Origin of the sequence: Marinomonas gallaica (assembly GCF_001639745.1) — a bacterium.
Taxonomy (GTDB): Bacteria; Pseudomonadota; Gammaproteobacteria; order Pseudomonadales; family Marinomonadaceae; genus Marinomonas; species Marinomonas gallaica.
Genome location: NZ_LTAX01000004.1, coordinates 1 through 13364, shown reverse-complemented (window position 1 = coordinate 13364; position 13364 = coordinate 1). Strand labels below are relative to the sequence as shown.

The 13364-nt window shown below is 42.8% G+C and carries 12 protein-coding genes; 5 read left to right on the top strand and 7 right to left on the bottom strand.

The features are described 5' to 3' along the window. Nucleotides 1–10 precede the first annotated feature (10 nt). From AYW76_RS05670 to AYW76_RS05640, 7 genes are all read right to left on the bottom strand, one after another. Nucleotides 11–1120: a glycosyltransferase gene (locus AYW76_RS05670; RefSeq protein ID WP_067216968.1), complete on the bottom strand. Its 1110-nt coding sequence runs from the start codon at nucleotides 1118–1120 to the stop codon at nucleotides 11–13. Then, on the bottom strand, nucleotides 1117–2001 hold the full coding sequence (gene rfbD, locus AYW76_RS05665) for a dTDP-4-dehydrorhamnose reductase (protein ID WP_067216966.1): 885 nt from the start codon (nucleotides 1999–2001) through the stop codon (nucleotides 1117–1119). The genes AYW76_RS05670 and rfbD overlap by 4 nt, the downstream gene beginning before the upstream one ends. A 3-nt stretch (nucleotides 2002–2004) precedes the next feature. Next, nucleotides 2005–2544: a dTDP-4-dehydrorhamnose 3,5-epimerase gene (gene rfbC, locus AYW76_RS05660; protein ID WP_067216963.1), complete on the bottom strand. Its 540-nt coding sequence runs from the start codon at nucleotides 2542–2544 to the stop codon at nucleotides 2005–2007. Nucleotides 2545–2567: 23 nt separating this feature from the next. Beyond that, nucleotides 2568–3449 carry a glucose-1-phosphate thymidylyltransferase RfbA gene (rfbA, locus tag AYW76_RS05655; RefSeq protein ID WP_067217408.1) on the bottom strand — a complete coding sequence of 294 codons (882 nt, stop codon included), beginning with the start codon at nucleotides 3447–3449 and terminating at the stop codon, nucleotides 2568–2570. A 10-nt stretch (nucleotides 3450–3459) separates the two neighbouring features. Beyond that, a complete protein-coding gene (gene rfbB, locus AYW76_RS05650) occupies nucleotides 3460–4536 on the bottom strand; it encodes a dTDP-glucose 4,6-dehydratase (RefSeq protein WP_067216960.1) in 1077 nt (358 codons plus the stop codon). Between the two features lie 22 nt (nucleotides 4537–4558). Beyond that, complete coding sequence (locus AYW76_RS05645; protein WP_067216957.1) at nucleotides 4559–5131, bottom strand: hypothetical protein; 573 nt, start codon at nucleotides 5129–5131, stop codon at nucleotides 4559–4561. A gap of 84 nt (nucleotides 5132–5215) precedes the next feature. Next, nucleotides 5216–5644: a DUF6447 family protein gene (locus AYW76_RS05640; protein ID WP_067216955.1), complete on the bottom strand. Its 429-nt coding sequence runs from the start codon at nucleotides 5642–5644 to the stop codon at nucleotides 5216–5218. A 279-nt stretch (nucleotides 5645–5923) separates the two neighbouring features. Here AYW76_RS05640 and AYW76_RS05635 point away from each other — a divergent pair, with 279 nt between their 5' ends. The 5 genes from AYW76_RS05635 (at nucleotide 5924) to AYW76_RS05615 (ending at nucleotide 13119) form a co-directional block, all read left to right on the top strand. After that, nucleotides 5924–7633, top strand: a complete 1710-nt coding sequence (locus tag AYW76_RS05635; RefSeq protein WP_067216949.1) for a type I secretion system permease/ATPase — start codon at nucleotides 5924–5926, stop codon at nucleotides 7631–7633. Between the two features lie 35 nt (nucleotides 7634–7668). Next, entirely contained in the window at nucleotides 7669–9120 is a 1452-nt protein-coding gene (locus AYW76_RS05630; RefSeq protein WP_082866124.1) for an HlyD family type I secretion periplasmic adaptor subunit, read from the top strand. 1 nt (nucleotide 9121) lies between these two features. Further along, nucleotides 9122–10519, top strand: coding sequence for a TolC family protein (locus AYW76_RS05625; RefSeq protein ID WP_067216947.1), 1398 nt, complete (start codon nucleotides 9122–9124; stop codon nucleotides 10517–10519). Nucleotides 10520–10688: 169 nt separating this feature from the next. Further along, nucleotides 10689–11564, top strand: a complete 876-nt coding sequence (locus AYW76_RS05620; RefSeq protein ID WP_067216939.1) for a hypothetical protein — start codon at nucleotides 10689–10691, stop codon at nucleotides 11562–11564. Nucleotides 11565–12027: 463 nt separating this feature from the next. Beyond that, nucleotides 12028–13119: an acyltransferase family protein gene (locus tag AYW76_RS05615; RefSeq protein WP_156489033.1), complete on the top strand. Its 1092-nt coding sequence runs from the start codon at nucleotides 12028–12030 to the stop codon at nucleotides 13117–13119. The last annotated feature ends 245 nt before the right edge of the window (nucleotides 13120–13364 follow it).

Here is a 13364-nt window from a genome sequence, read left to right as displayed (position 1 = left end):
TTTAGAACCGTTAGAAGCCCAACAAATACCGTTTGATTCGTTTCTTATATTCCAAATTGGTCAATTTTTGGGCCGTTTCAAATGCTCCTTTAGACAATTCAAGCCATTTACCTTGATTTAGAGACAAGCTGTCTAGGTGTGTTAGCACGTCCTCGATAGCCAGGACATCTGCCGATAAGCTATTATTCGTACTACAAAAATCGTGATGGCCCCCTTCGCTCGGCACGATCGCAGGGCAAGCAAAGGCAAACCCTTCCAAAATCGTCATACCAAAGGTTTCTTTTACAAAACGAGTATCAGATAAATTAAGTAGCACGAATGCTTTTTGATAAGACTCAGCAAGATCTTTCGGTCTCAATACAACGTTTACATTTATAGGAATATCTGCCGTTTTTCTAAAGGCATCAAATTCAGATTCAGACGCATTAATAACTGCCTCAAAGCACATATTGGGCCGTAACCGCGCAAGTTTTAAAAACGCCCAAAAGCCTTTATATTCACGAAGATTTCCAACGAAAAGTACCCGAAAATGCGATAGTTTGCATTCAATTAGTTCCTGATACGATAGCTTTGCCACATATTCAGACAGATCACCTCTCAAGCCATTTAAGAGGACATCGCCCTGCTCATCAAAGTAGCTTTCTTTCAAAAACTGAGAAACATATATACGTCTATCAGAGCACTTCAACGCAATGTTTTTTAAGAAAAAAGACAGCAACTTGGATTGAACAGCTAGCTCGTGCACATAACTTACCGTTCTATGTGCAAATAGCTTTCCTGCCAATACAGCCGCTGCTGGCAAAATAGTGTTTGCAACTACTTCAACATGTTTACCCGAAATGCGCATCTTTAATAAACAGAACGACAGGAAAAAGAACAAGTAAAACTGTGAAATCACGTAAAAAAGCAGTTTAATCAGAGTCTTATTCGAATATAAATAGGGTACCGTTTGTTTTTTTATTGCCAAATCACTCAAAAAACCACGATGCTGACTTGTAAACAAAATTCGCTCTACACCAGTCCCATCCAAGCTTTCTATGGCATCTTTTAAAACGCAAGGGCTACCACTAAAATCGTTATAGAGGTGCACGAAAATAATAACCTTAGCTTTTTGTTTCATTGCGTCTTAACAAGTTTATTTAAACAATCAGACAGTACTTCATGCCAGAGACAAGGTGTAACGCCAATTTCTTCAAGCGAAGAACACTCCAACACGGAATACTCTGGACGCTTAGCTGGTGTCGGGTACTGTGCAGAACTGATCGCCGTCAACTGAGGCTTACTCTGAATTAAACCGACCTGCTCGGCTTTAGCAAAAATGGTGCGAGCAAAACCGTGCCAGCTAGTCGGTAGATCACCACAGTAATGATGTGTCCCCCATGCCAGCTCACCAGTTTGTTGATATTGATCGCAAAGCTGCAAAATTGCCTGCGCCAAATCGCCTGCATACGTCGGACAGCCATATTGATCTGCCACGACACTAAGTGAATCACGCTGGTTAGCTAACCGGATCATGGTTTTAACGAAATTATTGCCGTATTCGCTAAACACCCACGCCGTTCTTAATACAATATACTGAGTACAAATTTGCGCAAGACGCTTTTCTCCTGCTAACTTGGATGCTCCGTAAACCCCTTGTGGCGCAGTTGGATCACTTGGCTTATAAGGCTCAACACTATAACCGTCAAAGACATAATCAGTCGATACATGAATGACTGGAATGCCAAGCCGTTGCGCAGCTTGAGCAAGGTTTTTAACCCCCAACTCATTGACAGCATACGCCTTGTCAGACTCATCTTCTGCTTTATCCACCGCCGTATATGCAGCCGCATTCACAATAATATCCGGCTTGGCCTCTGCGACCACAGATAACACCTGACCCGTCTGTGAAATATCTAACTCATCCGAGCCATACCCTATTAATTCATGCTTCGAGGATGTACAAACGTCTTGAAAACAACGCCCTAGCTGCCCATTTTTTCCCGTTAACAAAATCCGCATAAGTTACTTTCCAAGCTCTTCAAAGGAAAGACCGAGCTCATCCTTGGCGGACAAAATCGGCTCGATGCCTTCCGGCCATTCGATTCCGACACTGGCATCGTTCCATATTAAGCAGCCTTCATCACTCGGATCATAATAATCGGTACACTTGTACTCAAAATCTGCGATGTCCGATAACACAACAAAGCCATGCGCCAGACCGGGCGGCACCCAAAACTGACGTTTATTGTCTTCACTCAACAACACGCCAGCCCATTGTCCATAGGTTGGCGAGTCAGGACGAATATCGACGGCCACATCAAATACTTCACCACGAACAACGCGCACCAACTTGCCTTGTGGCTTACTTTTCTGAAAATGTAAACCACGTAAAACATTCTTTCCTGAACGTGAATGGTTGTCTTGTACAAAGGGCAGATCGATACCCGCCATTTCCTGATAACGCTCGGCTTGGAAGGTTTCGAGAAAAAAACCACGCTCGTCGCCAAAGACCTTCGGCTCGATAATCACAACATCTGCGATATTTGTTTCAATGACATTCATACTTTATTGGGTCCTAGCAGAGTTTACTGATAGCCATCAGCGACTTTAAGCAGATACTGGCCGTATCCTGTTTTCTTTAACGCATTACCAGCATGAATCAAATGCGCTTGGCTAATCCAATTCTGCCGAAAAGCAATTTCTTCCAGACACGCGATTTTAAGCCCTTGGCGATGTTCAACGGTTTGCACAAACTGCCCAGCCTCCAGCAAAGAATCATGCGTCCCTGTATCCAGCCACGCAAAACCACGCCCCAATAGCGATGTATGCAAATCTCCGCGTTTTAAATACGCCAAATTCACATCGGTAATTTCCAACTCACCGCGCACGGAAGGCTGAATGCTCTTCGCAATGTTAACCACATCATTGTCGTAAAAGTACAAGCCCGTTACCGCATAATTGGAGCGAGGATTTTCCGGCTTTTCTTCTATGCTAATGGCTTTACCGTGTTCATCAAATTCCACGACACCAAAGCGTTCTGGGTCCATCACGTGATAGCCAAACACGGTTGCACCGGATGTTTGCGCAGCCGACTGTTTTAGCTTGTCTGAGAAATGCTGACCAAAGAAAATATTGTCGCCCAATACCAGCGCCACATTGTCGTCACCGATAAACTCTTCACCGATAATAAACGCTTGCGCTAAGCCATCAGGCGATGGCTGAACAGCATAGGTCAGCTCAACACCAAAGTAACTACCGTCACCTAATAGCTTTTGAAAACTCTCTTGATCTTCTGGTGTGGTGATAATTAAGATTTCACGAATACCCGCTAACATCAAAACCGACAACGGATAGTAAATCATCGGCTTATCGTAAATCGGCATCAGCTGCTTTGACATGCCTAACGTCAGCGGATGCAAACGTGTACCACTGCCGCCGGCTAAAATAATCCCTTTACGCTTTGCCATGCTGCCCATCCTATTTGCCTAAGCGATCAAGTTTGTAATCGCCATTCAGCACACGTTGCCACCAAGATTCGTTTGCTAAATACCACTGTACCGTTTTACGCATGCCTGATGTAAACGTTTCCTCAGGCTTCCAGCCTAATTCATCGGCAATTTTACTGGCATCAATGGCGTAGCGCACATCATGACCCGGACGGTCTTTTACATAGGTAATCAGATCGCGATAAGCAGCAACGCCATTAGGCTTGTTGGGCACTAACTCTTCGAGTAAATCACAAAGCGTATGGACCACTTCAATATTACGCTTTTCATTATGGCCACCGATGTTATAGGTTTGCCCTACCTCACCTTCTGTCACTACCTTCACCAAAGCACGTGCATGATCTTCCACATACAGCCAATCGCGTATTTGAGAGCCATCACCATACACAGGTAAAGCTTTACCTGATAATGCATTCAAAATCATGTGTGGAATCAATTTCTCAGGAAAGTGATAAGGACCATAATTATTAGAGCAATTTGTCACAATCGTGGGGAAACCATAGGTGCGCAGCCACGCACGAACAAGATGATCCGAACTGGCTTTACTGGCCGAATAGGGCGAGCTTGGCGCGTAAGATGTTGTTTCCGTGAACATCGGTAAATCACCGTCTACCTCATCAGGGTGTGGTAAATCGCCGTACACTTCATCGGTTGAGATATGATGGAAACGAAACGCTTGCTGCTTATCTTTGCTTAAACCCGACCAATAACGTCGAGCCGCTTCAAGCAGCGTATAAGTACCAACAATATTGGTTTGGATAAAGTCACCAGGTCCATCAATAGAACGGTCAACGTGACTTTCAGCCGCCAAGTGCATCACGGCATCAGGTTGATGCAGATTAAACACTTTCGCTAATGCTGCGCCATCGCAGATATCCACCTGCTCAAACGTATAACGAGAATGAATTAACTCAGTGGGTATTGAATCAAGATTACCAGCGTAGGTTAGCTTATCTAGATTAACCACGTCATACTGTGTATCGGTTAAAAGGTGTCGAACAACCGCACTGCCAATGAAGCCCGCGCCACCTGTAATTAATAGTTTCATAAACTACTGGCCAAATATTAAGTTAGTGTAAAAGTTTAGTGTAAGAGTCGGTTGCAAGGTCTTCCTCCAACACCAACCAGTCAGGCCAATCAAAAGGCCAAGCAGCTTGAATTGACACGCGTTTATGAGCTAGCAAAAAGTATGAAGCCTCTAACACTGTCATACTAAAAATATAGGTTAAAGAACTCTTCTCTGAACCGATACTGATACGAATACGCGCATCGTTCATCGTGATATTTGCTATTGAACAGATCCAAACACGAGAACTAGGTGGCAGAGGCTGTGCAGCTTCAGCCGCACTAGCATCGGAACCGAGTGCTGCAGAACCTATCGCTTGACGGCTATCTGAATTATGAACCTCTGGCATCTCACCTGATGGAGGCACATTTTTCTTCATCGTCAAGCCAACTAAGTGAGCTGAACGTGCACCGCCTGATTTTTTAAGCCAACTGATTAACTTAGGCATCAGTTGTTGCCACATACGCTGCGTCATCCATAATTCATGGTGTTTACCACCAACCACACAGTGCATCTGCAAACGATCCTCAAACGAGGAATAGGCCAGAGAAACACTCTTTACAACAAGCTCATTCATACATGTTAATCTTGTAAAGTTGAGAAAACATTATCCGTATCAATCTAGTAAGAAAACTGGATCATAGCTATTTTTCTCAAAACACTACGACTCGGTAATCGGCCCTGAATCCAAATTCGCATTTTTTGCACTAGCTTTACGTGTTGTTGGAGAGGTTGTTTTTTTTGTTGTAGCGACATTTTTTTTCGCTGCTGTCGTAGTAGCACGTTTACGGGTTGTCGTAGTCTTCTTGCCTGTAGAAGATCCTGTTGCACTTTTTTCACTATTTTCTGCTTTGCGTGTCGTACGTTTTTTCGTAACCGCTTTAGTAGTTAATGTTTTATCCTCAACATTAGGTAGAGCTGCCACTAATCGCTGTACAAAACCATGTCGAGCCATTTTAACAACGGTCAATTCAGCCTCTAATTGACTTATTCTATTGTCACAAAAAGATACTGAGTTTGCACAAGACTTCGCTTCTTCCGACAACTCATTGATATCGAACTGTTTACCTTCAACCGTTAACGTTGCCATTTTTTACTCCTAGGTCGACTTAAATAAGTCGCGTAATTTAACATAACTAATCCAACAATACATTTTGGTCAGGCTTGAATAATTGAGGATACAAACTGGAAATTGCTACAATAGCGGAACACAATCCGTAAAAAAGTGAGTGGAGTCACATGCCTTTAAATAGACTCTGATAATCTTGCCGCCATCATGGGGTTGTAAAATGTCATTGCGTCCACATTAACCCTCCACCGTGACGATTTTTTTGACTCAGCCGTAAACCTTAAAAAGACAGATATCTTTATGAAAAACTCAAAAGCCGTAGATGATCTAGGAAGCGCACTCAAAGCGAGCAAACGTGGTTTTATAGCCGCAGGCTTCTTTAGTCTCTTCATAAATATACTGATGTTAACTGCGCCATTTTATATGCTCCAAGTATATGATCGAGTCGTAACATCTCGTAGTTTAGAAACGTTATTCTTCCTTACACTGATTATGATTTTCCTATTCGGAGTACTCGGGGTTTTGGAATGGGTTCGATCGCGTATTTTGGTAAGGGTCTCTAACCAAATCGACCAATTCCTAAGCCACCGGGTGTACACCGCCATGTTTAATGCAGGTGTTAAAGTCCCAAATCAACGTACGGCTCAACCGCTAAATGACCTAACCAGCATCCGCCAGTTTCTAACAGGTAACGGTCTTTTTGCGTTTTTTGATGCCCCGTGGTTCCCAATTTACATCGCTTTATTGTTTATGTTTCACCCAGCATTTGGCTGGTTTGCGTTGGGTGCGGGCGCAATTTTATTAAGCATTGCGGTTTTGAACGAGAAGTTCACTAAAAAAATGCTAACCGAAGCGAACGGTGAAAATATCAAAGCGCAAAACTTGGCTTCTAGTAACCTTCGCAACGCGGAAGTACTTCATGCCATGGGCATGTTACCTGGCATTATGGGACGCTGGAGTGACCAGCATAAGACGTTCCTAGGGAAGCAAACCGTTGCAAGTGATCGTGCAGGCGTGTTCTCCAACTTATCTAAAGTACTGCGTATGATTTTTCAGTCTTCTATTCTAGGATTAGGTGCGTATTACGTTGTTCTCAATGAAATGTCCCCGGGTATGATGATCGCGGGATCCATCCTATTGGGACGAGCATTAGCGCCTCTAGATTTGCTAATTAACAGCTGGTCTGGGTTTAACAATGCGCGAAGCGCACGCACACGCTTGCAAGAATTACTGTCGTCTTTCCCTGAAGAAGACCGCAACATGAGTCTACCTGAGCCAACAGGGCAAGTTGATGCCATCAACCTATTTGTTGGTCCAGCTGGTTCCCGAACACCTACCCTTAAAGGTGTCAACTTTGAAGTTAAGCCTGGCGACCTTGTTGGCATCATTGGCCCAAGTGCCGCTGGTAAATCCTCTCTAGCCAAAGCAATACTAGGTATATGGCCAACACTGAATGGCACCCTCCGAATCGATGGCGCAGAAGTGCAGCACTATAACCGTGAAGAGATTGGTCCTCATATTGGTTATTTGCCACAGGACATCGAACTGTTTAACGGTACCGTCAGTGAGAATATTGCCCGCTTCGGAGAAGTCAACCCTGATCTTGTCGTAGCGGCCGCGAAAAAAGCGGGGGTTCACGACATGATTTTACAACTCCCAGATGCTTACGATACTCGCATTGGTGTTGATTCAGGAGCTCTGTCTGGTGGTCAGCGCCAAAGAGTGGGCCTAGCCCGTGCTCTTTATGGCACACCAAAAGTCGTGGTGCTCGACGAACCAAACTCCAACTTAGATGAACTAGGCGAGAAGGCACTGAGCGAAACCATGCAAATCCTGAAACAAGAAAGCGTCACTACGTTTGTCATCAGTCACCGTACGTCAATCCTTAAGAGTATTGATAAACTTATGGTACTCAAAGAAGGTCAGATGCAAATGTTCGGACCAAAAGAAGAAGTTATGCAGAAACTGATGTCTCAAAAAGCACCAGAACATACAGCACTTAGAGCCTAACCTCTTTTATAAGTAAAGAATTCGAGACCGTAAAAATGACAAAACAGACAGACAAAGATACCGAGCTAAGCCATGAAAGTTCTGGCCAACCGCTGGCACAAATAGAAACCGCTAAAATACCCGCTTCTGAAGCAAAGCCTGGTTACGTAGAAAAATCTACTGCACAACCTGCTCAAAAAAGTGAGGACGAAGTCCCTACTGATGATCGCCGCTATGTTAAATTTGGCATTATCTTTCTAATACTGACTCTTGGTCTTTTCACGCTTTGGGGAACAACCGCGCCTCTTAACAGTGCCTTAATTGCTCCTGGTGAAGTAGTGGTCGATAGCTACCGCAAAACCATACAGCATTACGAAGGTGGTATTATTGAAAAAATCTTCGTACGTAATGGTGATGCTGTTAAAGCAGGTGAACCACTTATTCAGCTTGAGAATGCCCAATTTCGAGCTCAGCTTAATAACAGCAACAAGCAGCTACAAATCGCGCGAGCTGAGCTTGAGCGTCTAAACGCCGAGCAAAACTTTGAAACAAGCATTCGCTTCTCTGAGTCACTTCGAGAAGCAGCAAAGCAAGATGAAGACATAGCCAATGCTCTCAAACAGCAAAGCAATCAATTAAACGCGCGAATCTCTGCTTATCAGCAAGAAGCCAACTCATTAGAAACACGATTAGAACAAACGGATGAGCAAGTAAGTGGTATGGAGGCACAAATTGATGGCCTAAACCAACAACTAGCCTTACTCCGTGAAGAAGAAGAAGCTTATACCACACTGTATAACGAAGGCCTAGGCGACAACAACCGTGCGCGAGAACTGAACCGCTCTATTATTTCAACTCAAAATGAGATCAATAAGCTGAAGTCAAATATGGCGCAGCTGAAGATACAAAACACTGAAACGGAACTGCAAATTGCAACACGTAAACAAGACTACCTTAAAGACGTTGGTGATCGTTTAAAACAAACTCAAACAACATACTTCGATCTACAAGAAAAATACCAAGTCGCACGAGATCGTGTTGAACGCTCAATTGTACGAGCACCAGAAGATGGCACCATTGTCGATATGCAAGTACACACTATTGGTAGTGTGGCAAACTCTGGACAACCCCTAATGGACTTAGTGCCTTTTGAAGACAGTTTTGTCGTCGAAAGCCGCGTTATGACCAATGATATTAATGACATTCATATTGGTCAACTGGCCGACATTCGCTTCTCGGCATTTAATGCAAGTATCACCCAAGTCATTCAAGGGGAAGTGATCAATGTCTCCGCTGACCGTCTGCAACAGCGAGAAGACCAAGCACCCTATTACTTAGCGCGCATCAAGGTGACGGATAAAGGACGTGATGACATGAACTCAGATCAAATGAAGCTAATCCCAGGTATGCCTGCTGAAGTCATGATTCGCCGTGGCGAACGCACACTCTTTAGCTACATTATTAAACCGATCAAAGACAGCTTCGCACGAAGCTTGAAGGAAAAGTAGAATGTTGATCCCATTTAAACCGCACCTGATTGCTTTGATGATCAGTACAACAATCTCCTCTGCCACCTTGGCAGAGGAGATTGAATCAGCCAACCCAGCAGAACAAGCAATTGGGTTTGCTCAAGCACTTGAGCTGGCTAAGCAGCACGACCCTGAACTGAAGTATGCTTTTTATAATTCGCAAGCGAAGGAAGAGCAAGATGATATAGCCCTATCACAATTGCTACCTAACGTATCGCTCAGCTCTAGCTACCGCTACTCAATTGTTGATGATGAGTACACACGTAATCCTGACAAATACACAAGTGACACCCAAAAAGAACGTACTCAAGATGAGCAAGCTGATTACAGCTATCAAGTTCAACTAAAACAAAGCCTAATTAATATTTCCGCTTGGAAAGCCTTGGATAGTGCGCAGGAAGCGGTCAAACAATCTAAATTTTCCTACACTCGTGCGGAGCAAGAATTAATTTACCGCTTAAGCCAAGCCTACCTAGAGGCACTTCTTGCTGCTCAGCAAGTCTACATAAACCAAGAGAAGCTAGAGTCACTGCAGATAAAGCTTGACCAAACACAACGAATGAACGAATTAGGTGTAGGCGATCGTTTAAATGTACTACGCGCCACGTCTAGCCGTGACGTATCACGCAGTGACATGCTACAAGCTAAAAGCCGCCTTGAAGATGCAAAAACTCAGCTTGAAAACCTGACTGGCGAATCGTTTAGCATCCCAAAAGATTGGGTCGCTAACGGACATCTCGTACTGCCTAATCTTTCTCAAGACTCAAAAGAGAACTGGATCAAGAAAGTACAGTACAACTCTTTATTGCAAGCCGAAATGGCCAACGTTCGAAGCAAAGAACTTGAAGCCGACTCAGCAAGTGCCCAACACTTGCCAACCTTGGACTTTTCTTTATCCTATACTGACCGCTACTCAGACGATATTTTTGTAGACAGCACGCGTTCCATTGCTTCGCTAAACCTGACTATTCCATTGTATTCCGGTGGGCGTACCTCAGCAAAATCTCGCCAAGCAGAAGCGACTTACAATGCGGCCCAAGCGCGTTACGAAAAAACTCTTTCCGATAAAAATCAAGCCGTTAAGCTTGCTTACACTCAGCTTAGTTCCTATCGTCAACGACTAAAAGCCCTAGAAGAATCTCGTAAATCTAGCCAAGCCTTTTTAGATGCAGCAGAACGTCAAGCGGATTTAAGTCTTGGTAGTCAAGTAGATGTATTAGAGGCACGCAGTGAGATGTATGACGTGCGCTTAGAGTTTGCAAAAACACTCTCTGACTATTTAATGGCAGATCTGAACCTTCAACTTGAAGCTGGCCAACTAAATGAATCAACACTTCAACAATATGACCAGCTTTTTAATTCGAAATCCCATCTATGAGACAAAAGTATTGATAATACGCTCTACTCAGCAGTTATCAGTCTTTAAGCTAAGGCAACTGTCTTAGCTTTTTTTTGTCTAAAAACCGCAATACTACTTCAAACGTATTAAGTCGGCGCTATAATACTGATCATTATTCGACCGCTATAAAATAAAAAAGGAGTTCACTATGTCTGCATCAGAGTTACTGGCCCAATACGGCGTTACCTTTCAGCAAGCTCGGGAGTTTATTCACAACAATTTAAACTCTCCTGCCATTATTTACAGCACTGCTGCCCAATACGGTATTACCTTCGATATGCTAGGTGAACTATATGCAGATGGTGTTTCTGGCAACGAAGTGAAAAATTTCTTTGCAGCTAAAGGGTTTACCACAACCTCTAGCGCCCCTATTCCGCCAGAAACAGCAACACCAGAGGTCCCAGTCGAAGTTGACTTAACACTGAAAAATGTTCTCAACCTATCTGATGAAGAAATCCAAGCCTATAACTGGGACACATTGATTACCGATTATCAAGCTGCGCTGGCAAATATTGACTGGGGCACGTGGAACACAACCCTAGAAAGCGCATTAGCAAACTTCGACTGGGAATCGTGGGCAACAGAACTACAAAACTACGCTAACGTCCTAGCCAATGATGATAACTGGATAACAGAACTGAGTAATTTATTTGACAACACCAACCTTGAAACGCTTTTCGATGACTCAGTTTGGCAGGATAACTTAGATGATGATATTACAACTGGGTTCGAGGATATTAACTGGGAAGATTACTCAGAATACCTCGCTCAATTCGGCTTCTCAGTCGATCAAGTCAGTGACTTATTAACACAGGCGTTTGGGACAGTCGACTGGTCTGAAATCACAGCTCAATTCGCTTCTTTTGACTGGTCAAACTACCTAGAACAACTGAGCAATATAAATTTTGACGGGTATCTGCAAAATTTGGAAAACTTATACAGCGAAGACTTTTCGCAGCTTAACAATATAGCAGAGTTAATTGGTGCCCAGACAGATATTGATTATGCAAATTATATAGCTTAAAAATACCGTTTAAGCACGGTATGGCCACAGTCTCAGCATTAACTCATGATCGGCTTTACCATAGGTTTGTCTTAGGGCAGTGTCTGCTCTTTGGCAACCTAGGGGAGCCGCTGTCGAGCCTTGCTGTACAGCTTGGCATCGTTTTTCTTGTCACATGTATAACACCACTCACTTTAGACGCACTGCTTGAGCATTGCTTGTACCTTGTATCATCTGAGTAAGCTGCCATTCAAAGCCTTACCCCCTAACCATTTGTAACGCTTCAGGTTTTAACATGCTTTCAATAAGATGGGAGTCTTTCAGTGCTGACGAAATCAGGCATAGGAAAATATAGAGAGATTAACGCATTCGCTTTTAACTCTTTGTATACATAGCTATTATAGACGCTATAATAGCTAGAACTGTATTTTCTGAGATAGCATGAAAAACACATCTTAACTTCACTCTATATTCGGTTATAAATTTGCTAATAAATCCACCTAAGATCAGTAAACTTTGTATAGGTTCAAATAATAATTTCAATCTCATACGTATGCTTTGTGCCATAGGCGTTTTATTCGCTCATAGCTACGTCCTGGTAAGTAACAGGCCCAACATAAAAGATCCTTTTCAATTATATTTTAACATTGGCATGGGTACTTTTTTTGTTACAATATTTTTTTCTATCAGCGGTTTCTTAATATATAGAAGCTTAGATCGCTCACATGACTTGCAACATTATGTTTTAGCTCGTAGCAAGCGAATATTCCCAGCATTATCTGTCGTACTATTACTTACTGTCTTTATACTTGGACCATTTATAACCGAACTTGATATTGTCACTTATTTTTCCACACCAAGCACTTGGCAATACCTTTTAAACATTAACTTGCTAGATATCCACACTCACTTTAAACTTCCCGGAGTATTCATAGAAAACCCTCATTCAAACTCTGTAAATGGCTCTCTTTGGACTCTACCTATAGAAACTTGGATGTATGTTATGACCGCTCTAGCATTCTGTTTAAGTGGATTAACCAAACATTATTTAGCTCATTGGCAACTTCACATTAAACTGACTTCCCTAGTCTGTTTTATTCTTATTGCTTGTTTAACGGCAAAGCACTTTCAAAATACGCATCAGTTTGAAAAATTTGACATGCTGATCTTTATTTGTACTTTTACAGTCGGCAGTATACTTTACAAACTGCGCTATCGCATCCCTGTCATGTGGAGCATCGCAGGATTACTATTACTCGGCATACCATGGTTAAAGGATACGCTTGCCTATCCTATCTATTATTCCCTTACCATTGCCTACAGTGTTCTAGTGATAGCTTACCTTCCTTGCGAAAAAACTCATATTTACAATCGCATCGGAGATTACTCCTATGGAGTATATATATACGCCTTTCCCATACAACAGACACTTGTGCTTTTTATACCAGACATTAGCTTTCTTACTATGTTTTTAGCATCTTTAAGTATCACTCTAATTTTCGCCACCATTTCTTGGCATTTTATTGAATCCCCGATACTAAACCGGCGTACATCAAGGAAAGCACAAATAAAATAAGCGACTGAATACAATATTTATATAGTCGGACCTGAATACTTCGAGAGATACTCTGTGCGCGATTAATCATGGCGAAATAATAATTAGTCGCCCCTGAATACCAATCACCTAGCAAAAAAGTATTTTGATATATTCGTCACGCAAATTTTCAACGATACTAACGCGTCATCCCTGAATAATGGCGTTTTTAGTCTAAAATGCCATTTCATTTTCTAGTCTTCGCGGCAATAAGGCTTGTATCAACT

What these genes read in the sequence shown, in the direction of transcription:
- rfbA (WP_067217408.1), bottom strand. Translation starts at nt 3,449, where the DNA reads ATGGCAAAGCGTAAAGGGATTATTTTAGCCGGCGGCAGTGGTACACGT.
- AYW76_RS05620 (WP_067216939.1), top strand. Translation starts at nt 10,689, where the DNA reads ATGTCTGCATCAGAGTTACTGGCCCAATACGGCGTTACCTTTCAGCAA.
- AYW76_RS05635 (WP_067216949.1), top strand. Translation starts at nt 5,924, where the DNA reads ATGAAAAACTCAAAAGCCGTAGATGATCTAGGAAGCGCACTCAAAGCG.
- AYW76_RS05645 (WP_067216957.1), bottom strand. Translation starts at nt 5,131, where the DNA reads ATGAATGAGCTTGTTGTAAAGAGTGTTTCTCTGGCCTATTCCTCGTTT.
- AYW76_RS05625 (WP_067216947.1), top strand. Translation starts at nt 9,122, where the DNA reads ATGTTGATCCCATTTAAACCGCACCTGATTGCTTTGATGATCAGTACA.
- rfbD (WP_067216966.1), bottom strand. Translation starts at nt 2,001, where the DNA reads ATGCGGATTTTGTTAACGGGAAAAAATGGGCAGCTAGGGCGTTGTTTT.
- AYW76_RS05640 (WP_067216955.1), bottom strand. Translation starts at nt 5,644, where the DNA reads ATGGCAACGTTAACGGTTGAAGGTAAACAGTTCGATATCAATGAGTTG.
- AYW76_RS05670 (WP_067216968.1), bottom strand. Translation starts at nt 1,120, where the DNA reads ATGAAACAAAAAGCTAAGGTTATTATTTTCGTGCACCTCTATAACGAT.
- AYW76_RS05630 (WP_082866124.1), top strand. Translation starts at nt 7,669, where the DNA reads ATGACAAAACAGACAGACAAAGATACCGAGCTAAGCCATGAAAGTTCT.
- rfbB (WP_067216960.1), bottom strand. Translation starts at nt 4,536, where the DNA reads ATGAAACTATTAATTACAGGTGGCGCGGGCTTCATTGGCAGTGCGGTT.
- rfbC (WP_067216963.1), bottom strand. Translation starts at nt 2,544, where the DNA reads ATGAATGTCATTGAAACAAATATCGCAGATGTTGTGATTATCGAGCCG.